Consider the following 22,476-nt stretch of genomic DNA (forward strand, 5'->3'; position numbering starts at 1 on the left):
GACTGCCATCATGAACCGGAACGAGATTTTGGACGGGCTTCGCCAAAGCCCGAAGGTGGACGTGTGCGTCCTCGGCGGCGGCATCAACGGGCTCAGCGTCTTCCGTGAGCTGGCGTTGCAAGGCGTCAACGTGCTGCTCGTCGAGAAGGCGGACTATTGCTCCGGCGCGAGTGCGGCGCTCTCGCGCATGGTTCATGGCGGGCTGCGCTATCTCGAAAACGGCGAATTCAGCCTCGTCAAGGAATCGCTCATGGAGCGCGACAGGCTGTTGCGCAATGCACCGCATTACGTCGCGCCGCTGCCGACGACCGTGCCGATCTTCGATACCTTCTCGGGGCTTGCCAACGGCCTCGTGCGTTTTCTGGGCCTGACGCGACGCCCCAGCCGGCGTGGCGCCATCGCCATCAAGACCGGTCTCGGAATCTACGATTTCCTGACGCGCAAGCGCGCACTGATGCCCAAGCACCAGTTCCGCAGCCGCAAGGCGACGCTTGCCAAGTGGCCGTCGCTCAATCCGTCGATCCGCAATTCGGCGACCTATTACGACGCCTGGGTCAGCCATCCCGAACGCATCGGCATCGAGCTTTTGCAGGATGCGTTGTCTGCCGGGCCGAACGCCAGAGCACTCAACTATGCGACAACAGAGCAGGCCGGCGAGGGGACCTACCTGCTGCGCGACGGCGTGACCGGCGCGACGCTGCCGATTGTGCCGCGGCTGATCATCAATGCCACCGGCGGCTGGATCGATATCGCCAACCGCACGCTGTTTGCCGATGCCGATACGCCGCCGCCGCTGATGGGTGGCACAAAGGGCTCGCATCTCATCGTCGACAATCCGGCGCTGCGCGACATGCTCGATGGCCACATGGTCTATTACGAGAATGAGGACGGGCGCATCTGCATCCTGTTTCCCTATCTCGGCAAGGTGCTGGTCGGCTCGACGGATATCCGTGTCGACGATCCCGGCACGGTGCGGTGCGAGGCGGATGAGCGGGACTATATCCTGCAATCGCTCGCCTTCGTGCTGCCCGGTGTCACCATCCGGCCGGAGGAGATCGTCTTCCAGTTTGCCGGCGTGCGCCCCCTGCCTGCCAGCAAGGACAGCTTCACCGGCCGCATCCCGCGCGATCATTTCTGTACGGTGCTGGAGGGCAAGGATGGCGGCCCGCCGGTGCTGTGCATGATCGGCGGCAAGTGGACGACCTTCCGCTCCTTCGGGGAGCTTGCCGCAGACATGGCGCTCGCCCGGCTGGGGCATGCGCGCCGCGTTGCCACGGGTGAGCGCGCCATTGGCGGCGGGCGCGGCTTCCCCGGGGATCGCGGCAGCTGGATCAGCCGTGTTTCGGCATCGACAGGCGTACCCGTCTCACGCATCGAAACGCTTTTCGCGCGCTACGGCACGGAAACCGAGGATATCGCCCGCTTCATCGCGGCGGAAGCCGACCGGCCGCTGCCGCACGAAGGATACAGCGTGCGGGAAGTCCTCTACCTCATCAGGGGCGAGGCCGTCGAACATCTCGACGACCTGCTTTTACGCCGCACGACGCTCGCCATTTCCGGCGAAGTGTCGCTTGCAATGGTCGATGCGACGCTGGACGTGCTGGCCGGCGAAAAAGGCTGGAGCGCAGAGCGCACCGCGGCGGAGCGCGACCGATTTCTCACCCTCATGCGCGAGCGCCATGGCGTCGCGGAGGAAACCCTGTCCGCAAGGAACGAACAAAGGAGTAAACGATGAGAGACAACCGCAAGGTCAGGATGAACCGGCTGTTCGGCAACGGCCGTTGCCTGGACGTCGCGATCGATCACGGCGTGTGCAACGAACCGTCCTTTCTGGACGGGCTGGAGAACATGCCCGCCGTGGTAAGGTCGCTGGTCGATGCGAAGCCTGACGCCATCCAGATGAATTACGGCCAGGCGGACCTGTTGCAGGCCTTGCCGGGCAAGGACAAGCCGGCGCTCGTCATGCGCGTCGATATGGGCAATCCGTATAACCGCATCCGCCACCGCGACATGTGGGCCGTGCTCCAGAACGAGGCGGAGCCGTTGATCGGCGCACTCGAGATGGACGCTGCCTGCGTGGTGGTCAACCTCTTCATGCTGCCGGACGAGCCCGATCTTTTCCGCCAATGCGTGCAGAACATTGCGCGTGTGCGTGCCGACTGCGAGAAATACGGCATGCCGCTGATGATCGAGCCTTTGGTCATGCAGCCCGTCACGGAGCGTGGCGGCTACATGGTGGATGGCGATGCAGACAAGATCGTCACGCTCACCCGCCTTGCCAGGGAAATGGGCGCGGATATCGTCAAGGCCGATCCCACGAGCAATGCCGAGGATTTCCACCGCGTCGTCGAGGCGGCGCGCTGCCCGGTGCTGGTGCGCGGCGGCGGCAAGGAAGACCTCTCGGCCGTCTTTGCGAAATCTGCCGCCTTGATGCGGCAGGGCGCAATGGGCATGGTCTATGGGCGCAACATCTACCAGCATGCCAATCCGAGCGCCGTCGTGCGCGGCCTGATGGCGATCATTCATGCGGATGCGAGCGGCGAGGAGGCCTATTCGCTCTATCAGCAGGGCTGATGTGAAGCATGCACCGGGGACGCCAGCGCGTTCCCGGCGCCGCGAAGGAAAGCGAACCTTGGGAGGGGTTCAGGATGCCGAAATATCTGTTGGGGCTCGACGCGGGCAATACCGTCATCAAGGCGGTGATCTTCGATCTCGATGGGCGCGAACTCGCCCATGCGGGGCAGGAGGGCAAGAGCCGCATGCCGCGGCCCGGCCATGTCGAGCGCGATCTCGGCGAATTCTGGGAGAATGCGAAGCGCGTGATCGCCGCCTGCCTGGAGAAGGCGGGCATCGCTGCGAGCGACATCGCGGCCATCGGCTGTGCGGGCCACGGCAACGGGCTCTACGCGCTCGACCGCGACGGCGAGCCGCTCATCGGCATCCAGTCGATCGATACGCGCGCCACCGGCCTTGTCGAGGAATGGGCGTCACAAGGCGTCGGCGACCGGACCTACCCGATCGGGCGCCAGCGTCCCTGGCCTGCCCAGACACCGACTCTTCTTGCCTGGCTGAAGCGCTCGGAGCCCGCGCTTTTCCAGCGCATCGGCACGGTGTTCTTCGCCAAGGATTTCGTCGTCAACCGCCTCACGGGAAAGCGGATCAGCGAGATGTCGGACATGTCCGGTGCCGGCCTGCTCGACCTTGCTGCCCGCCGCTATGACAGGACGCTGATGGAGGCCTATGGCCTCGGCGACTGCATGGACCTCCTGCCGCCGCTGATCGAAAGCGCCGACATCGCCGGGACGGTCACGCAGGCCGTTGCGCTGGAAACGGGTCTTGCGGCGGGCACGCCCGTCGTCGGCGGGCTGTTCGACGTCGTCGCCTCGGCGCTCGGTTCCGGCGTGTCGCGCACCGGCAGCGCCTCGGTCATTGCCGGCACATGGAGCATCAATCAGGTCGTGATCGACGGGCCGGATCTGGACGGTCCCGTCTTCATGTCGTCGACCTTCGACCGCACGCGCTACATGGCCATGGAGAACAGCGCGACTTCGGCGGCCAATCTGGAATGGCTGGTGCGGGAGTTCTTCGAGGGCGCGCATGACGAAAGCGTCTCGCCCTTCGATGCCTGCTGTGCGCTTGCCGCCGCAGTCACACCGGCGGCCGACGATCCGCTCTACCATCCCTATCTCTACGGCGCCCAGCAGGACGGCCATGCACGGGCGGGCTTCTACGGCATGGCGGGCTGGCATACCAAGGGTCATCTGATCCGGGCGCTGCTGGAAGGCGTCGCCTTCGGCCACCGCCAGCACATCGAGACCATCCGCAAGGCCGGAGCGCGCTTCGAGGAGGCGGTGCTGTCAGGCGGCGGGTCGCGCAGCATGCTCTGGCCGCAAATCTTCGCGGATGTGCTCGGCGTGCCGGTGTCCGTCGCGGTGTCGCGCGAGACGGGTGCGCTCGGGGCGGCTATTGCCGCCGGCACGGGTGTCGGTCTCTTTGCCGATTTTACCGAGGGCGCGAATGCGATGGTGCGCAGTGACCGGCACTACCGGCCGAATGCCGCGATGGCGGCACACTACAGCCGCCGCTATGCCCTCTATGCGGATATCGCCGCCGCGATGACGCCGCTCTGGCGGCGCCTTTCAATGACCGACAATACCGCGACCGGTGTCGCGGCGTGACGAAAGGGATTTAAGCCACCTTGCGCAGCACGGTCGCGCTCGCCGTGGCGGGGATCGCCATCTGCCGCAGCACGTCGATCGCCATGGCGTGGGCGTTTTCCTGCGCCTTGTCGAGATTGCTGACGCGTCGCGGATCCATCGAATAGAGCGTGCCGCCGCAGCCGAAGATATCGCGGAAGGCCGCGCGCTCGCCGATGACTGTCGGAAGCAGGTGCACGCGGCGCGCCGCCAGCAGGTCCTTCACCGCGTTCATCGCGCGCGTCGTCACCATGGCGTTGACGCGGGTCAGCACGACGGAATGGCGGATGCGGATGTTCGCCTTGTCTTCCAGATATTGCAGAAGCTCGATGACATTGGCGCCGCCCTGGGCATCCATGGCCGAGCCCTGAACGGGGATCAGCACGTAATCAGCATGGCCGACGGCCTTGGCAAGCAGGGAACTGCGCGAGCCGGGCAGGTCGATCAGCACGAAATCGGCACGCGCTTTCTCTTCGGCGAGCTGGCGGTCGATGGAATTCATCGTGACATAGGGAACGACGTTCAGGCGTTTGCCCAGCAGGCCCTCGGAGGTCTCGTACCAGCGGGTGATCCAATGCTGCGGATCGGCGTCGAGCACGGAGACGCGGTAGCCCATGCGGGCAAGTTCGGTGGCGAGCAGCAGGACGGCGGTGGTCTTGCCGGCGCCGCCCTTGGTGTTGGCGAAGGTGATGACGGGCATGAGGTCCCCCGGAATGGTTCTCGAGCCGATCATTGCTCGCCTGGGGCACCTTGCATGGTGCGTCGTCATCCTCGCCAACTATGGTTAATCGTTGGTGTATTTTTCTCAATGCCGCCGGTCGGCAGCGAGAATTTCACGCGCGATCTGGTCGAGCGACACGATCTTGTCGACGCCTCCATGCGCGATCGCTTCCTTCGGCATGCCGAAGACGACGGAGGAGGCCTCGTCCTGTGCCACGGTATAGGCGCCGGCCTGGTGCATCTCGGCCATGCCGCGTGCGCCGTCGTCGCCCATACCCGTCATGATGACGCCCATGGCGTTGGCGCCGGCCGCGCGCGCGGCGGAGCGGAACAGCACGTCGACGGACGGGCGGTGGCGGGAAACAAGCGGCCCCTCGCGCACGGCCACATGGTAGCGCGCGCCCTGACGCTCCAGCATCATGTGCCGGTCGCCCGGGGCGATCAGCACATGGCCGCGCAGCACGGGATCGCCGTGAACCGCTTCCTTGACCTCGACCTCGCACAGCGAGTTGAGGCGCTTGGCAAAGGCGGCGGTGAATTTTTCCGGCATGTGCTGGACGATGACCATACCCGGCGAATTGGCCGGAAGCTGTTCCAGCATGACACGTAGCGCCTCCGTGCCGCCGGTTGAGGCGCCGATGCATGCCACCATCTCGGTGGTCTTTGCCATGGCCCGGCCGGAGGGCGGCGGCAGAACGGCATCGGCGGTCAGTTTCGTGGTCACGTTGGCGCTGGCGCTCGCGGCCGCCATCGCGCGGCGAACGGCCCCGAGACGGGCGACAGCCGCACCTTTCACCGCCTGGCGGATACGCGCGCCGGATTCCGCGAGGTGGTCGGCAGCGCCGATCTTCGGTTTGAGGATGATATCGACGGCGCCGGCTTCCAGCGCCTGCATCAGCGTCTCGGAGCCTTCTTCCGTCAGCGAGGAGCACATCACCACCGGGATGGGCCGCTGCGACATGATCTTGCGCAGGAAGGTAATGCCGTCCATGCGCGGCATTTCCACGTCGAGCGTGATGACGTCGGGCATTTCCTCCTGGATCTTCTTGGCCGCCATGAACGGATCGGAGGCGGCCCCCATGACCTCGATTTCCGGATCCTGCTCCAGCACATGGGTCAGCGCCTGGCGCACGCTGGCGGAGTCGTCGATGATGAGAACGCGGATCTTCTTGGTCGGAATGGGCATCAGATCTTCTTGAAAACCGTGTTGGCGACCTGGCGCACCGGCAGGGAAATGCCGGTGACCGTTTCGGAATGCCCGACATAGAGGAAGCCGCCGGGCAGCAGGCAGTCGCACAGGCGCGTCAGCACCTTGGCCTGGGTCGGCTTGTCGAAGTAGATCAGCACGTTACGGCAGAAGATCATGTGCATGGGTTCGCCCACCTTGTAGGCGTTGTCCATGAGGTTCATGCGCGCGAAGCCGACCGTCGCGCGCAGGCGCGGATGGACACGGACCTCGCCACGCGCGGCGTCCTTCGAAACCATCACGTATTTGCGACGCATTTCGGGGGACACGGGCTGGATCATGTCGCGCGGATAGACGCCGCGCCGCGCGGCCTGCAACACGTCGGTCGACAGGTCGGTGGCGAGGATGCGATAATCCATGCCGGACGTCTTCTCGATAAAGTCCTGCATGACCATGGCCATCGTGTAAGGCTCGGCGCCGATGGAGCAGGCCGCGCTCCACAGCCGGAAGCGCTTGTGGCCGGCTGCCGCCATTTCCGGCAGGCCCGTCCGTTCCATGAATTCGAAATGCTTGGGCTCGCGAAAGAAGTCCGTCTTGTTCGTCGTGACGGCGTCGATCAGGAAGATGGCTTCCTTCTCGATGCCGCCATGCTTGAAGAGGTAGTCGCAATAGCTGTTGAAGTCCGGGATGCCGGTGGCCCTCAGGCGCCGCCGAAGACGGCCCTCCAGCATCGTCAGTTTGGTGATCGGCATCTTGATGCCGCTGTAGTCGTAGATGAAGCGGGACAGGGCGTCGAAGTTCCGGCTGTTCAAACCGTCCGGGCCCGTCTGCGCCTGCGTTTGTAATGCTGCTGCTGCCGCCACGCGGTCCTCCTGAAACTTATGCCGTGGCCGCAAGGCGGTTTGCCGTGCCCATCATCGCCACTTCGGAACTGGAGAAGAGGCGTGCGAGATCGACGATGACGACGAAGGCGCCGTTCCGGCGCACGACGCCGGAAATGTAATCGGAAGGCCAGCGCACGCCGATATCGGGCGCGCCCTCGATCTCGTCGTTACGGAACGGCACCACTTCGTAGACCCGGTCCGCGACGAGGCCGAGCGTCAGGATCTTCCCGTCGATCGGCACGTCGAGCACGAGCGCCCGCGTGTTGTGCGTCTTCTGCGTCTTCGTCATGCCAAGACGAAGACGCAGGTCGATGACCGGCACGCCCTGGCCGCGCACGTCCCTCAGCCCGAGCAGGTAGTCGGGGCCGTGCGGTATCCGGAAGGCATCCTCATGATCGAGGATTTCCCGGACGACCGAAACGGGCACCGCGAAGACCTCGTTGTCGAGAGAGAAGGTGACGTATTGGGATTCGGAGGACGGACCGGTCATGATCAAGCGCTTTCTCTGAAGTCGGCGTCGTCGGCGTCGGGGCCACCCATCGACATGTCGAGGGCAAAGCCGCGGGCACGAGCCTGCTGGGCATTGACGCTGTTGTCTGCCTTGCGGAACGCCGTGGCGGCCGGCTTGGCGGGCTGGCGAGCGGCGACGGGAGCGGGGCGGCGCTGCATGGAGACCTGGGCGCCGCCCGATGACATCTCGACCCGGAAGAAGGCGATCGATGTCTGCAGTTCCTCGGCCTGGGCGGCGAGTTCTTCCGACGTGCCCGACATCTCCTCGGATGCGCCGGCATTCTGCTGCGTCACCTTGTCGAGCTGCTGGATCGCTTCGTTGATCTGCGAGGCGCCGATATCCTGTTCGCGGCACGCGGCCGAGATTTCGGAGATCAGTTCGGCCGTCTTGCGGATATCCGGCACCAGGCGGGTCAGCATCTCGCCGGCTTCGGTCGCGACGGAAACCGTCTGGCCGGAAAGCGTGCTGATTTCGGCGGCCGCAGCCTGGCTGCGTTCGGCGAGCTTGCGCACTTCCGAGGCGACGACCGCAAAGCCCTTGCCATGTTCGCCGGCGCGAGCGGCTTCCACCGCGGCGTTGAGGGCGAGCAGGTCGGTCTGGCGGGCGATTTCCTGCACGATGGAGATCTTTTCGGCGATGGTGCGCATGGCGCCGACGGCACGGCCTACGGCCTCGCCGGAGGCTTCGGCATCCTTGGCCGACTGACGCGCGATCTTCTCGGTCTGTGCGGCGTTGTCGGCGTTCTGCTTGATGTTGGCGGCCATCTCTTCCATCGAGGCGGATGCCTCTTCGGCGGACGATGCCTGTTCAGTTGCGCCCTGCGAGAGGGTTTCGGAGCTTGCCGAGAGTTCCTGGCTGCCGGACGAGACGTTGCTTGCGGCCGAAAGCGCATCGGCGACGACGCCGCGCAGGCGCTCCACCATGCTCTCCAGCGAAAGGCCGAGCGTATCCTTGTCGGAAAGCGGCTTCGGCGTGACCGTCAGGTCGCCATTGGCGATCTGGTCGGCGATGGTGGCGGTGTTGCGCAGGTTGCCGGTCATCACGTTGATGGTGTCGACAAGGTCCTTGATTTCATCGTTCGTCCTGACATCGATATTCTGGTCGAGGTCGCCGATCGCGACAGCTTCCGCAGCTGCCTTGATCTTGCGCAGGCCGACATTGATGCCGATGGCGATCCAGATGGCAGCGCCAACCGCGAGAAGCAGAGCGACGCCGGAAATGGCCATGATCAGGTTGCGCGTCGTGGCATATTGCGCATCGGTTGCATGATCCGCCGCCGTCATCATCTCCTTGTTGGCTTCGATGCGAGTCTTGATGGTCTCTTCCATCTCGTCCATGACGCGACGGCTGTCCGTCGCGACGAGACGAATGGCTTCAGACGCATTGCCTGCCGCTATCAGGGAACGGACCTGATCGTCGAGGCGGACAACCTGCTTCTGCTTTTCGCCGATATCCTTCCACTGCTGCAGCGCAGCCGGATCCGAGGCCAGGCCGATGAGCGTGTTGAGTGTGTCGTCGAAGCCCTGGCGGTTGCGATCTCCGGCCTCGATGTAGGACGCGGCATCACGCGGGTTTGTCGATGTCGCGAGGTTCATCTGCGAGCGTACGAGACGCAATTGATAGTTCGCAAGATTCTGCGCGGCTTCAAGCCGGGCCGCCGGGCCTGCGATCATGTCGCTGATCGCCGTGTTGAGCGCAGAAAGGCTGGTTATGGCGTAAACCGACGTGCCGGCGAGCATGACAATGATGATGCCGAACGCGATCGCGAGTTTGAGTTTGATGGTGAAACGCATCTCAAGAGGTCTCCTTGATCACAGATGCCGTATTGTGGCGAGACACCGATGCGGTGTCCGTTATGCGTGAAGACCGATACACTCACCCTTCCGCGGGCCGCCGAAGCGACCCTTGAGCCGGCGCGTACACACGCCGGATTTCTTCCGCCGCGCCTCCGTCTTGGGTGCGCGGCGGTCATGTTCAATCACGCGCTTTCGCGGAAATCGTCATCGTCCGCGTCGGGGCCACCCATCGACATGTCGAGGGCAAAGCCGCGGGCGCGGGCCTGCTGGGCGTTGATGCCGTGGTCCGCCTTGCGGATCGGCTTGGCCGCCGGCTGGCGGGCGGCGACAGGCGCTGGGCGACGCTGGGCGGCGGCCTGGGCACTGGACGAAAGATCGACCCGGAAGAAGGCGATGGATGCCTGCAGCTCCTCTGCCTGTGCGGCGAGTTCTTCCGACGTGCCCGACATCTCCTCGGATGCACCGGCATTCTGCTGCGTCACCTTGTCGAGCTGCTGGATCGCTTCGTTGATCTGCGAGGCGCCGATATCCTGTTCGCGGCAGGCGGCCGAGATTTCGGAGATCAGTTCCGCCGTCTTGCGGATGTCCGGCACCAGGCGGGTCAGCATGTCGCCGGCTTCCGTTGCCACGGATACGGTCTCACCGGAAAGCGTGCTGATTTCGGCGGCGGCAGCCTGGCTGCGCTCGGCGAGCTTGCGCACTTCCGAAGCAACCACGGCGAAACCCCTGCCATGTTCGCCGGCACGGGCGGCTTCCACCGCGGCGTTGAGGGCGAGCAGATCGGTCTGGCGGGCGATTTCCTGTACGATGGAGATCTTTTCCGCGATGGTGCGCATCGCCCCGACGGCACGGCCTACGGCCTCGCCGGAGATTTCGGCATCCTTGGCCGACTGACGCGCGATCTTCTCGGTCTGTGCGGCGTTGTCGGCGTTCTGCTTGATGTTGGCGGCCATCTCTTCCATCGAGGCGGATGCCTCTTCGGCAGAGGACGCCTGTTCGGTCGCACCCTGCGACAGCGTTTCCGAACTCGACGACAGTTCCTGGCTGCCCGACGACACGTTGTTGGCGGCCGAAAGCGCATCGGCGACGACGCCGCGCAGGCGCTCCACCATGCTCTCCAGCGAAAGGCCGAGCGTATCCTTGTCGGAAAGCGGTTTCGGCGTGACGGTCAGGTCGCCATTGGCGATCTGGTCGGCGATGGTGGCGGTGTTGCGCAGGTTGACGACCATGCCCAGCATGGCGTGACCCAGCGTATCCTTGTCGGAAAGCGGCTTCGGCGTGACCGAGAGGTCGCCCTTGCCGATCTGGTCGGCAATATTGGCCGTTTCGCGCAGGTTGCCGGTCATGATATTGATGGTCGAGACAAGGTCCCTGATCTCGTCATTCGTCTTGACGGAGATCGTCTGGTCGAGGTCGCCGATTGCGACGGATTCAGCGGCTTCACGGATTTTGCGCAGGCCGGAATTGATCCCAAGGGCGATCCAGAACGCCGCACCTATGGCAAGAACGAAGGCGATCGCGGTGAGGGCTGCGAGGGTGTAGAACGCGCTTGCATAGCGGGCATCGGCGGCGGCGTCGGAATCCTTGATCGCCACTTCGGTCAGTGCGGCCAGGTCCTCGGTCATCTTGTCGAGCTTCTCACTGGCGATGGTTCCCTCCGTCTGGTTGAGCTCGATCGCCATGTCACGCTGTCCCGACGCGACGAGCGCGACCATTCGTTCGTTGATCGCGAGGTAGTCGTCCCAGAAGTCGTTTATTTCCTGCCACTTCGCCTTGAATTCATCCGTGGCGGTTTCCTGGCCATGCTTCAGCGCCGTCTCGAAAGCCTCGCGCTCCGCGGCCATTGTCGATTTCGCCTTGTTGGCGCGCTCGAGCGTCGAGGCCAGCAGGAGGTCCGCTTCGGCGAGGCCAAGGCCGTCGAAGGCGCCGGCGAGCTCGTCGGCATAATCATCCTGCTGGATTGGACCTTCAAGAAGGCTGTCACGGAGCGCGTTCATCTCGCTCATGCTCCGGACGCCGATACCAGCGGAAACACAAAGCAGAATGATCAGAAAGCCGAAGACGAGGGCGAGCTTGAATTTGATGGTCAGGCGCATCTAGTAGGTCTCCTTGATCACAGATGCCCTGTTCCGGCGGCACACCGAAACGTGGCGTTCTTTATGCGTGAAGACCGATACATTCACCCTTCCGCGGACCGTCGAAGTGGCCCTTGAGCCGGCGCGTACACACGCCGGTGTTCCGCCGCGCAGGTTCTGCGCGGCGGATTGTTCAATCACGCGCTCTGGCGGAAATCGTCATCGTCGGCGTCGGGGCCGCCCATCGACATGTCGAGGGCGAAGCCGCCGCTGCGGGTCGTCTTGGCCGTGGCCGGCGCCGCACGATAGGCCGGGGTCGCGGCCGGGCGCTTGGCGACCGGCGCCGCCATGCGGGCTGCCGTCGCACGCAGCTTGTCGGCATGGTTCTGCTCGCTGCGCGCGGCGTTGTCGACCCGGAAGAAGGCGATGGAGGCCTGGAGTTCCTCCGCCTGGGCGGCGAGCTCTTCCGACGTGCCCGACATCTCCTCGGATGCGCCGGCATTCTGCTGCGTCACCTTGTCGAGCTGCTGGATCGCTTCGTTGATCTGCGAGGCGCCGATATCCTGTTCGCGGCAGGCGGCCGAGATTTCGGAAACCAGTTCGGCGGTCTTGCGGATGTCAGGCACCAGGCGGTTCAGCATCTCGCCGGCTTCGGTCGCGACGGAAACCGTCTGGCCGGAAAGCGTGCTGATTTCGGCGGCCGCAGCCTGACTGCGTTCGGCGAGCTTGCGCACTTCCGAGGCGACGACCGCAAAGCCCTTGCCATGTTCGCCGGCACGGGCGGCTTCCACCGCGGCGTTGAGGGCGAGCAGGTCGGTCTGGCGGGCGATTTCCTGCACGATGGAAATCTTTTCGGCGATGGTGCGCATGGCGCCGACGGCGCGGCCCACGGCCTCACCGGAGATTTCGGCGTCCTTGGCCGACTGACGCGCGATCTTCTCGGTCTGTGCGGCGTTGTCGGCGTTCTGCTTGATGTTGGCGGCCATCTCCTCCATCGAGGCGGATGCCTCTTCGGCAGAGGACGCCTGTTCGGTCGCACCCTGCGACAGCGTTTCCGAGCTCGACGACAGTTCCTGGCTGCCCGACGACACGTTTTCGGACGCGGAGAGGGCATCGGCCACGACGCCGCGCAGGCGCTCGATCATGGTGTTGACATAGCCGAGCAGGTCGCCGATCTCGTCCTTGGTGGTGATATCGGCAAAGCGGGTGAGATCGCCCTCGGATACGGAACGAACTGCCTCGTTGGCCTTGCGCAGGCCGCGTGCGATGGAAACCACGATCCATGACGCGGCGGCGGCGGCGATCAGTGTCGAGATGGCGAGAAGACCGATCAGCAGCGAACGGCTCGCCTCGTAGGTCTCGACCGCGGCCTGGAGATCTTCCTTCTGGCGTTCACCGTTGAAGGCGACGAGCTCGTTCAGCGAGGCGACGGCCTCTTCGCGCGCGGCGCGCATCTCGTGGTTGGCAAGCCGGCCGGCTTCGAAGTTGCTGCGCTCGAGTGCCAGCGCGTTGCCGCGGTCCGCGGCATTCTTGACGGCCGCGAAGCTCTTCTGCACCTCGACGGCCAGCTGGCGGGCGTTGCCCTGCAAGCCTGCGACGAGCATCGAGATGTTCGTTTCGACATCGGAACCGGCCTTGGCATAGTCTGCCGCCCAGTTCGTCTGGCGCTCCGGATCGCCGCTGGCGAGAAGGATATTGCGGTGCTGGCGGAAGAAGTCGCTGATGCCGGCGCGCAACTCCGAGACGCGGCTGAAGTTTTCGATCGCACCCGGCTCACCGCGATTGGCAGCCTCCTGCAGCGTCTTCGACAAGCGGATGATGTTTTCTTCAGCAGCGGATATGGCCGCACTGCCATCCGTCGTGGAAATCCGCAGGGCCTCGGCATCGGTGTTCTTGCGCGTCAGCGCCTGCATCTTCAGGTTCTGCGCCCAATAGAGCTCCCACTTCTTGGCGAAACCGTCGAGGATGGCGCGGCCCGCGTCCGTCGTCAGCTTCGAGCGGACGTCTGCCAGCGTCGCAGCGATCTCACCGTTTCTTGCCTCAAGGGTCCGGGCAATTGCCGCCATCTCCTCGGGGTCCTCGCTGAGGATCATCTGGCGGGTCTGGGACGCGACGTCGGTGGTCAGGGTCTCGGTCCGGCTCAGGCCGAGCGTGGCGGCCGCGCGGCCGTTGACGACCCGTTCCATGCGGTTGTTCAGCTCGCCGAGATCCTGCACCGCGACGTACATGCTGACGCCGGAAAGCAGGATGACGGTCGTGAAGGTCGCTATAAGCTTTGTCTTGATCGCAATACGCATCGTTTAAATCCTTTAGTTGGTCCCGGCTGCAACGCCGACACGGTCTCTCTGCGGGGCAAAAATCGCCTGCAGGTTCGGGACGATGATGAATTCTCCGTCACGTTTGACGAGGCAGCTGATGTAGTCCGCCCGCCAGCGCATGCCGACGCTCGGCGGCGGTTCGCTCGCGACCTTGGGCAGCGTGGTGACTTCGTTGACCTTGTCCGTGCGGATGCCGATCAACGTCGTCTCGTCGTCGAGCAACAGCTCGATGACGATGATGCGGCTGTCGATCGTCGCCTCGACTGCCTCCATCCCGAAGGCAAGGCGGATATCCGACAGGGGGATGACCTTGCCTCGGAAGTTGATGACGCTGGAGACGAAGGGCTTGCTGCCGGGAACGTGGGTCTCCGGCAGGAGATCGAGGATTTCCTGCACGACGGTCGCTTCGATGGCGAAGGTCTCACCGTTGAGATTGAACGTCAGGACCGAAAGGTCCTCGTCCGCGCCCCAGATTGCATCATGGTCGAGTTTTCGTGCTGCTTCGCTCATCCTGCCGCCCGCAATTGCGCCTCCTGCTGCTGTCCGACCGCGACCAGGTGGGTGACGTCGAGGATCAGCGCCACGCTGCCATCGCCGAGGATGGTCGCGCCGGAGAAGGTGACGACGTCATGGTGCAGTTTCGACATGGATTTGATGACTGTCTGGTGGTCGCCGATGATCTGATCGACGACGAGGCCGACGCGCTCCGAACCCGTCGAGATGACGACGACCTTCTGGTGCGGATCGGGTTGCGTTCCCGTGCGGAAGAGCTCGCGCAGGCGCAGGAAGGGCACGAGGCTGTCGCGCAGCGAGATGAAGCTGCGGCCGCGCGAGCGGACATCGTCCTCCAGCGAGATTTCCAGGCATTCCTCGACCGCCGAGAGCGGGATGACGTAGCTGCCGTTGCCGACGCGCACGAGCAGGCCCTCGATGATGGCGAGCGTCAGCGGGATGCGCAGCGACACTTCGGAACCTTCGCCGGGCCGGCTTGCAATGTCGATCGTGCCGCGCAGCGCTTCCACCGTCTTCTTCACGACATCCATCCCGACGCCGCGGCCGGACAGGTTCGTGACCTGCTGGGCGGTCGAGAAGCCGGGCTGGAAGATCAGCTGGAGAAGATCCTGGTCGGCAAGCGTTGCGCCCGGCTGGATGAGCCCGGAGGCCTCCGCCTTGGCCCGGACGCGATCGCGGTTGATACCGCGGCCGTCGTCCTTGATCGTGATGATGACCTCGCCACCCGTCTGGTGTGCCGAGAGCGCGACGCGGCCCTTGGCGGGTTTGCCGGCTGCCACGCGCTCATCGGGCTGTTCGAGGCCATGGTCGATCGAGTTGCGTACGAGATGCACGAGCGGATCGGCCAGCCGGTCGATGACCGTCTTGTCGACTTCGGTGCTTTCGCCTTCGGTGATGAGCTCGATCTCCTTGCCCGTCTCGCGCGACAGGTCGTGCACCAGGCGGCGGAAGCGGCTAAAGAGGCTGGCGACCGGCATCATGCGCAGCACCATCATCGTGTCACGCAGTTCGCCGGACAGCCGTTCGATTTCCTCCGAAACCGAGCGCAGGCCAAGATCGGCGGCGGTGCCCGCGAGCTGCGTCAGGCGCGACTGCGCGATGACCAGCTCGCCGACGCGGTCCATCATCTCATCAAGGCGTTCGGCCGGGACGCGGACATTCTCGGCGGTCTTGTTCTGCTTGGGATCATTGGCCGCCTGCGGGGGCTCGCGCTCGGTGAAGACGGGCGTCAACGGTGCGGCCGGCTCGACTTTGGCGGCCGCTGCAGCGACAGGGCGCTCGGCGGCGATTTCCGTGATATCAAGCTCCATCTCGTCCATGACGAAGATGAACACGTCCTCGATCTCGCTGCGTGGACGTTCCGTCTTGAGCGTCACGAGCCAGTGGAGATGGATGTCGCGCGGATCGAGCGCATCGAGCGAGGGCACTTTGGCAGTGTCGGCGACAATCGTGCATTCGCCCAGATCACGCATCTCGTCGAGCAGGCCGAGCGGGTTGGTGCCGTTGGCCATGGCGTTGGTCGGCAGGCTGAAGCGGATGCGCCATTCGCGCATGCCACCGGCATCGTCGCCGGCAGCCGCAACCGCCTCGACGTGTTGCGGGGCCGAAGCGGGCATGCCCGCACCGTTGACGGCGCGGTGGAGGCCTTCGAGCAAGGCTGCGCTGACGGCGTCGTGATCGCCGTTCGGTGTTTCGAGCAGGGCGCGCATATGGTCCTGCGCGGAGAGAACCGCCGAGACGAGTTCCTGCGTTGCCGGGACATCGCCTTTGCGCACCCGGTCGAAAGCGGTCTCGCAATGGTGCGTGAAGGCGGCGAGCTGGTCGAAGCCGAACATCGCGCCGGAGCCCTTCAGGGTGTGCAAACCGCGAAAGACCGCGTCGATCTGATCGCGGTCGTCAAGGCGGCGGGTGAGGTCGAGAAGGCCGGACTCGATCTGCTCCAGCAGTTCGGCAGCTTCTGTCCGGAAGACTGAGATCGGGTCCGGGTTGCTCATCTGCCGAGGACCTTTCGGGCGATCTTGACGAGGCTTTCGGGGTCGAAGGGTTTGGTGAGCCATCCGGTGGCGCCGGCCGCCTTGGCCTGTGCCTTCAGCTCGCCGTCGGACTCCGTCGTGAGAAAGACGACCGGAACGCCGGTATGCGCGGGCAGCTTGCGCAGCTCGCGGATCATCGTGAGGCCGTCCATGTTGGGCATGTTCAGGTCGGTGACGACGAGGTCGTATTCCCCGCCCTTCAGCTTGTTCAGACCGTCAAGGCCGTCGACGGCCTCTGTGACGGTGTAGCCCGCATTGCCGAGCGCAATGCGTGTCGTCAGCCGGATGCTGGCTGAGTCGTCGACGGTCAAAATCTTTGCGGTCATAAAGTCTGCTCCTGATGTAACCAGAATTGGGCGGCGTCGGGTGTCAGCTCATCGAGAAAGCCACCGCGCCGGAGAGCCTCGCGCAACTCGCCTGCCGCCGGTCGCGCAAGTAGAACACGTCCTGTCTTCTCTGCGGCGTGGCTGCGTGCTGCAACGACAAGCTGCACGAAGCTGAGATCGACCTGCGCATCATCGGCGATATCAAGTACAATATCGGCATTATTGTCGATGGCGCCCAGAATTTTCTCGTGAGCTTCAAGTATATTTTTGATCGTTAGCGTTTTTGGTAAGGTTAACGACGTGTGATCGGGCGCGGGCGACGACATGGAGGCCTCGATATAAGGTTTTTGCGTAGATTATTTTCCTGTGCAAATTCCCAGCTCATGCTTAACGAACTGTGAATTGTGAGAGGCAAAATCCACCAGTTGGGGGGAATGCAAAAAGAACATCATTATTCAATGGATCTAGAATATAAGATTAAACAGTTGAATAATATGAGAAATCAAGTCAATTAGCGATAGTTAATACTATTTATGAACCACTAATTCTAGGGATGCGTGCAAGCAGCGCATAATGCGTGCCGAGGGCCCAAAAGAGCGTTTTCGCCTCTATGAGGGAATCCGAATTTACTGGCCGTTACATTGTTTGCCTTAGCGTCGGCTCTGGGATTCTTGAAGATGGGGTATGGCGTGTCAGGAACAGCGGGCGCATTGCGGCTTGAGCAGCAGACGAATGAAGCCGAACTCGTATCGCGGCTCGAAGGCGCGCGTTCTCGCATCGAGCAACGCTTTCTCGATGGCGGCGTCGTGCTGCTCGGCGTGCTCGACGTGCTCAACCGGCTCGTTGCGTCGCTGGAAAACCTCTCCGGTTCGCTGGGGGGCGATGAGACGGAAGCCACCACCGCGCGCCTCCTGGCGACGATCGACCAGCTGACGGCCTTGCCCGGCATCGAGGAGACGCGCCAGCAGCGGCTCGCCGGTGTGGCGCTCACCGAAAAATCCCTCGGCGCCCACATCGCCGCCATGCAGGAGACGTTGCGCTACCTGCGCACCTTCGCCACCACAGCCAAGATCACCGGCGCCGCGATCCCCGATTTCGCCGGCTTTGCGGAAGAAATCCTCGAACGCATTCAGTTCGGCACGCGAGAGGTCAACGCCCTCGGCAGCAAGATCAGCACGCTCGGCACCGTCATTTCCAGCGCCTCGGCCGGTGGCGGAGATGCGCTGGAGCGCTTCCGCAGCAGCGTTCCTGATATCGCCGGCAACCTTTCACGCAACGCCGCGGACCTCGGCACGCAGCGCCGGCATCTTTCGCAGCTGGCCGGCAAGGTCGGCGCGTTGGCTCGCGGCGTGCAGGGCAAAGTGGCAACGACGCTCTCGGCCATGCAGATCGGCGACATCACGCGCCAACGCATCGAACACTGCCAGTCGGCCCTGACGATGCTCGAAGCGGAGCTGACGGCGGGCGGCTTCGACAAGGAAGCATCGGCGCGCCTGACGCAGTTCATCCGCCATCTCGTCCACGCCCAGTTGGCGGAAATCGCGCGTGATTTCGAGCGCGAATGCCGCACCGTCGTCCAGACGATCCGCAGTTTCGGCGCCGATGTCGATAACCTCATGACGCTCTATCGGGAGATGGATGCCGGCGACGGCGCGTCCGCCGACCGCGCAATGCGCACGCTGGAGGCGGATATCGCCGCTGCGCGTGCGGTGGTGCGCGACATCGAGCAAGTGGCCGACAAGGCCAACACCCTTGGCGAAAGCACGGTCGCCACGGTGCGCGAACTTCTCAACGGCGTGAAGACCATCCAGCTGGTGCGCACCGATATCCAGTATATGGCACTCAACACCAACCTGCGCTGCAGCAAGCTCGGCGAGGAAGGCCGCGCGATCAATGTCGTCACGGCGGAGCTGCGCAGTTTCTCCAGCCAGCTCGACGAGACGGCGGAGCGCATCCTCACGGCGCTGCAATCGCTTGAAGAGGATGCCGGCAAGCTTGGCGCCGTCGGCGCTGTGGCCGGTGACCCGCTCGATGCGCGGCTTGAGGACGTTCTCGGCCATCTGCGCCAGACCGGTGACCGCATGGAAGAGGATATGACGGCCCTGCGCGCCTGCGCGGTCGATGTCACCGCAACGGCCGGACGCATGGTGGAGGGCCTCGATTTCAATGCCGAACTCGGCGATGTCCTCGCGGATTGCACGGCGCGGGCGGGCGATCTCAGCGGGCCTGAGCTGCCGGATACGACCGGCCTCGAAGCCGTGCTTGCCGATCTCGGCGCGCGGATCGCCAGGACCTATACGATGGTGTCCGAGCGGGATGTGCACGCCCGCATCTTCGGCGTGGCCGCCGAGCCGACGGCCGCACCCGCTGCCGCCGGCAGCGACGAGGACCTCTTCGAGGACGCCCTGTTCTAGAGCATTTCCGGTGAACTCCGGTTCACCGGAAATGCTCTAGATTCCTGTTTTTACCGCATTATCCGACGCCGAAGCGACTTCGCTTCGGCTGGAAATGCTCTAAGCAGTGCCACGAGACGCCCGCTCGCTCCGGCGCTCGGATCGTGCGGCGATGACGATCGCTCAGCCGTCCGTTTTCTGCGTGAAGTCGCGGCGCACGATGCCGTGGCGCTGGAGCTTGTCGTAGAAAGTCTTGCGTGGAATGCCGAGTGCGGCGATCGTCTCCTGCACGTCGCCGCCTTGGGCGGACAGCGTATCGCGGATGATTTGCGCCTCCACCCTCTCCAGCCGCTCGGGAAGTGTGCCACCGTCACCACCGGCAGGCGCGGTCGTCGTCTGCGGCGCGGCGGGTGGCATCATGCCCAGCACGGCGCGTTCTGCGAAATGGGAAAGTTCGCGCACGTTGCCGGGCCAATCGTGCTCGGCCAGATGTTTGAGGATGGCGGCGGACAGGGGCGGGGCTTCACGCTGGAAGCGCCGCGCCGCGCGCTCTGCAAAATAGCTGAACAGCAGCGGAATATCCTCGCGCCGCTCGCGCAGCGGCGGGATTGTCAGCGACACCACATTGAGGCGATAATAGAGATCCTCGCGGAAGGTCTTGCGCTGTTCGGGATCGGCAAGATCGACCTTGGCGGCCGCAACGATGCGGATATCGACGGGGCGCACCTCGTTGGTGCCGAGCGGGGTTACTTCGCGCATCTCGAGAACGCGCAGCATCTGGATCTGCGTCGAAAGCGGCATGCTTTCCAGTTCGTCGAGAAAGAGCGTACCGCCGCTGGAATGTTCGATGCGGCCGACACGCTTCTTCTGCGCGCCGGTAAAGGCGCCGGGCTCGTGGCCGAACAGTTCGCTCTCGATGACCTGTTCGGGCAGGGCGCCACAGTTGAGCGCGACGAAATTGCCCTTCGAGCGCCGGCTCCAGCCATGCAGCAGGCGCGCCACCACCTCCTTGCCGCTGCCCGTCTCGCCCGTCACGAGCACGTCGACATCGGTATCGGCGATCTGGCGCAGCGTCTGGCGCAGACGGTCCATCGCCATGGTCTGGCCGATCAGCGGAAAATCATCCTCTGCCTGCCGGGCGGCGTGCTTCAGGCGGCGGTTCTCCATGACCAGGTGGCGCTTTTCGGCGGCGCGATGCACGCACTGGATCAGGCGTTCGGCCGGGAAAGGCTTGGCGATGAAATCGTAGACGCCGTCCTGGATGGCCTTCACCGCCGTCGGGATGTCGCCGTGGCCGGTGACGAGGACCACCGGTATTTCGGCATCGATTGCGCGGATCCGCTCGAAAAGTTGCAGCCCGTCCATGCCCGGCATGCGGATATCGGAGACGACGACGCCGGCAAAGCCGCTGTCTATAGAGCCGAGGGCATCGGTCGCGCGGCCAAGCGGCGTCACGTCGAAGCCCGCCAGTTCCAGCGTCTGCGCGGTCGCGTGCAGCAGCTGCCCGTCGTCGTCGATGAGGAGAACGGGTGTGCTCATGGCGCGGCCTTTCTGAGATGCACGCGGAATGTGGCACCACGCGTGTCCGTTTCGACCTCCAGCCGGCCGCCGTAATCGGAAACGATGTCCTTGACGATGACGAGACCAAGCCCCAGGCCCGCCTCCTTGGACGTGTTGAAGGGCTCGAACAGGGAGGCGAGGATCGTGTCTGAAAGGCCGGGACCGTTGTCTGCAACCGTCAGGGCGATCTCCGTCCCGTTTTCCTCGACGGTAACATCCACCCGGCCGTCCGCCTTTTCCGCAACGGCTTCCAGTGCGTTCTGAAAGAGGTTGATAAACACCTGTTCCAACCGAAGCCGGTTTCCCATGACCTCCAGGCCGGCCGGGAAGGGGGCGATGATCAGACGATCGAGACGGCCGGTGAAGCGGCTGCGCAGCAGCAGGACAGCGCCGTCCAGGGCCGCGCGCAGGTTCACCGGCTCCTCGCCCGAGCGGCCCTTGCGCGCCAACGCCTTCAGGTCTTCCGTGATCGTCGCGATGCGGTCCGTCAGGCCGGCGATATGATCGAGATTTTCCGCCACGGGCTCCGTGCGGCCGCGCCCGAGGAAGACCTTGGCGTTGTCGGCATAGGCGCGGATGGTGGCGAGCGGCTGGTTGATCTCATGCGCCACGCCGGCGGCCACCTGGCCAAGGATGGCAAGCCGGTTGGCCTGCACCAGATCCTGCTGCACGGCCTGCAATTGCGTCTCGGTTCGATGGTGATCGACGATTTCGGCCTCCAGGCGGTCGCGGGCGAGACTGAGGTCACGCGTGCGCTCCACCACCCGGCGCTCGAGCTCCTCGCGCGCCGCCTGGTCGCGTACCGCGCCCGCAAGCGCCGTCTGGCGGCGGCGCAGCCATATCGCGGCGGCAATGGCGGCCACGCCGATGAGGAGCAGGGCCAGCAACTGTGCCTGACGCCGTCCGGCCGCAACCGCCTCCGTCACCGGTACGAGATACTCGAACCGCCAGGGCGTTGTGGCCACGGGTACTGAAATGCGCAGATAGTTCTCGCTTCCGCCGCCCGGTTCGACGACGCGGATGATGTTGTCGTCGGCCGTGGGCATGAAGGGCAGCGGCAAAAGCGGGGCCTCGCCGAACTGAAGGCTCTCGCGGATGGCCGCGAGGTTTTCGGCGGGCAGCGGCTGCGTGGTCATGAAGCGCCAGGACGGGATGCTGGTGATCAGCACCACATGGCCGGGATCGACCACATAGGAGGGGCGCTGCGTTTCATGCCAGTCCTGTTCGAGCTGGTCGAATTCCATTTTGACGACCACGACCCCGAGCGGCGCGGACGGCGGGCCGATCCGGTGCGAGATGTACAGGCCCGGCCGTTTGCTGACGGAGCCGAGCGCGAAATGCTCCGCCGTGCCGTCCTGCATCGCGCGGAAGAAATAGGGACGGAACGAATAGTCGTTGCCGACGAAACTCGTCGGTTCGCGCCAGTTGCTGGCCGATATCGTCATGCCGGCCGCATCCATCACATAGATCACCGCGGCACTGGTGCCGGCCACCAGTTCCTCCAGCTTGCGATCAAGCGTGGCGCGGGGCGCAGGATCGGCGGCCGTCAGGGCGTCGGCGAGATCGCGGTCGCGCGAAAGAAGGAAGGGCAGGGCGCGGGGGCGCTCCAGCACGGCGCGCAGCAGCGCGACCTTCAGATTGGCATCGGTGCGGCCCTGCTCCTCCAGGCCGGCAAGCGCGGAGGCGCGGCCATAAAGACCGGCGGCATGGAGCGCACCGATCAATGCAAACAACAGCACGACTGCAAAGGCGAGCCATTGCCGCCGCGCGATGCGCGAAAGCTCTGTCTGGTCGGGGCTCGCCGCAGAAGTTTCCATCGGCCATTTCGAGCACAAATCCGCACAGAGCTCAATGAAATTCGTGCGGATTATCGCACATTGCTGAGGGGGTCGGTTGCCGATGCCAAAAATTATTCTTTGATTTCAACAGTGTAATGCACGGTCCGCGATCTGGCACAGCCTTTGC

General features: G+C 64.4%; 16 protein-coding genes and 2 pseudogenes. 4 read left to right on the forward strand and 14 right to left on the reverse strand.

What is annotated here, in order from left to right; translation table 11 throughout:
* The first annotated feature begins 10 nt into the window (after positions 1–10).
* The 3 genes from B5M41_RS00370 (at position 11) to B5M41_RS00380 (ending at position 4,178) form a co-directional block, all read left to right on the forward strand.
* A complete protein-coding gene (locus B5M41_RS00370; RefSeq protein ID WP_167719348.1) occupies positions 11–1,735 on the forward strand; it encodes a glycerol-3-phosphate dehydrogenase/oxidase in 1,725 nt (574 codons plus the stop codon).
* Positions 1,732–2,574, forward strand: coding sequence for a class I fructose-bisphosphate aldolase (locus B5M41_RS00375; protein ID WP_134651033.1), 843 nt, complete (start codon positions 1,732–1,734; stop codon positions 2,572–2,574). Before B5M41_RS00370 ends, B5M41_RS00375 begins: the two co-directional genes overlap by 4 nt.
* Before the next feature lie 74 nt (positions 2,575–2,648).
* Positions 2,649–4,178, forward strand: a complete 1,530-nt coding sequence (locus B5M41_RS00380) for an FGGY-family carbohydrate kinase (RefSeq protein WP_134651032.1) — start codon at positions 2,649–2,651, stop codon at positions 4,176–4,178.
* A gap of 10 nt (positions 4,179–4,188) precedes the next feature.
* Here B5M41_RS00380 and B5M41_RS00385 read toward each other — a convergent pair whose 3' ends face one another.
* The 12 genes and pseudogenes from B5M41_RS00385 to B5M41_RS00435 all read right to left on the reverse strand — a co-directional run bounded on the left by B5M41_RS00385 (position 4,189) and on the right by B5M41_RS00435 (position 16,884).
* Positions 4,189–4,896 (reverse strand): ParA family protein, encoded by a 708-nt coding sequence (locus B5M41_RS00385; protein WP_134651031.1) that lies wholly within the window; start codon positions 4,894–4,896, stop codon positions 4,189–4,191.
* A 105-nt stretch (positions 4,897–5,001) separates the two neighbouring features.
* Complete coding sequence (locus B5M41_RS00390) at positions 5,002–6,102, reverse strand: protein-glutamate methylesterase/protein-glutamine glutaminase (RefSeq protein WP_134651030.1); 1,101 nt, start codon at positions 6,100–6,102, stop codon at positions 5,002–5,004.
* Complete coding sequence (locus B5M41_RS00395) at positions 6,102–6,965, reverse strand: CheR family methyltransferase (protein WP_134651029.1); 864 nt, start codon at positions 6,963–6,965, stop codon at positions 6,102–6,104. The genes B5M41_RS00390 and B5M41_RS00395 overlap by 1 nt, the downstream gene beginning before the upstream one ends.
* A gap of 16 nt (positions 6,966–6,981) precedes the next feature.
* Positions 6,982–7,476 carry a chemotaxis protein CheW gene (locus tag B5M41_RS00400; protein ID WP_134651028.1) on the reverse strand — a complete coding sequence of 165 codons (495 nt, stop codon included), beginning with the start codon at positions 7,474–7,476 and terminating at the stop codon, positions 6,982–6,984.
* 2 nt (positions 7,477–7,478) lie between these two features.
* On the reverse strand, positions 7,479–9,290 hold the full coding sequence (locus B5M41_RS00405; protein WP_230639933.1) for a methyl-accepting chemotaxis protein: 1,812 nt from the start codon (positions 9,288–9,290) through the stop codon (positions 7,479–7,481).
* 185 nt (positions 9,291–9,475) lie between these two features.
* Positions 9,476–11,389 carry a HAMP domain-containing methyl-accepting chemotaxis protein gene (locus B5M41_RS00410; protein ID WP_134651025.1) on the reverse strand — a complete coding sequence of 638 codons (1,914 nt, stop codon included), beginning with the start codon at positions 11,387–11,389 and terminating at the stop codon, positions 9,476–9,478.
* A 176-nt stretch (positions 11,390–11,565) separates the two neighbouring features.
* A pseudogene (locus B5M41_RS27105) lies at positions 11,566–12,681 on the reverse strand (methyl-accepting chemotaxis protein); the annotation flags it as partial.
* 483 nt (positions 12,682–13,164) lie between these two features.
* A pseudogene (locus B5M41_RS27110) lies at positions 13,165–13,665 on the reverse strand (MCP four helix bundle domain-containing protein); the annotation flags it as partial.
* Between the two features lie 12 nt (positions 13,666–13,677).
* Positions 13,678–14,196 carry a chemotaxis protein CheW gene (locus tag B5M41_RS00420; protein WP_134651023.1) on the reverse strand — a complete coding sequence of 173 codons (519 nt, stop codon included), beginning with the start codon at positions 14,194–14,196 and terminating at the stop codon, positions 13,678–13,680.
* Positions 14,193–16,193, reverse strand: coding sequence for a chemotaxis protein CheA (locus B5M41_RS00425; RefSeq protein ID WP_134651022.1), 2,001 nt, complete (start codon positions 16,191–16,193; stop codon positions 14,193–14,195). Before B5M41_RS00425 ends, B5M41_RS00420 begins: the two co-directional genes overlap by 4 nt.
* A complete protein-coding gene (locus B5M41_RS00430) occupies positions 16,190–16,558 on the reverse strand; it encodes a response regulator (protein ID WP_134651021.1) in 369 nt (122 codons plus the stop codon). The genes B5M41_RS00425 and B5M41_RS00430 overlap by 4 nt, the downstream gene beginning before the upstream one ends.
* Positions 16,555–16,884 (reverse strand): STAS domain-containing protein, encoded by a 330-nt coding sequence (locus B5M41_RS00435; RefSeq protein ID WP_134651020.1) that lies wholly within the window; start codon positions 16,882–16,884, stop codon positions 16,555–16,557. The genes B5M41_RS00430 and B5M41_RS00435 overlap by 4 nt, the downstream gene beginning before the upstream one ends.
* Positions 16,885–17,247: 363 nt before the next feature.
* Between B5M41_RS00435 and B5M41_RS26965 the strand changes: the two genes are divergently transcribed.
* Positions 17,248–18,972: a type VII secretion target gene (locus tag B5M41_RS26965; RefSeq protein WP_167719345.1), complete on the forward strand. Its 1,725-nt coding sequence runs from the start codon at positions 17,248–17,250 to the stop codon at positions 18,970–18,972.
* 162 nt (positions 18,973–19,134) lie between these two features.
* Here B5M41_RS26965 and B5M41_RS00445 read toward each other — a convergent pair whose 3' ends face one another.
* Entirely contained in the window at positions 19,135–20,490 is a 1,356-nt protein-coding gene (locus tag B5M41_RS00445) for a sigma-54-dependent transcriptional regulator (protein WP_134651018.1), read from the reverse strand.
* Entirely contained in the window at positions 20,487–22,328 is a 1,842-nt protein-coding gene (locus B5M41_RS00450) for a sensor histidine kinase (protein WP_134651017.1), read from the reverse strand. Before B5M41_RS00450 ends, B5M41_RS00445 begins: the two co-directional genes overlap by 4 nt.
* Positions 22,329–22,476 lie beyond the last annotated feature (148 nt).

Source organism: Shinella sumterensis, assembly GCF_004514425.2.
Lineage (GTDB): Bacteria > Pseudomonadota > Alphaproteobacteria > Rhizobiales > Rhizobiaceae > Shinella > Shinella sumterensis.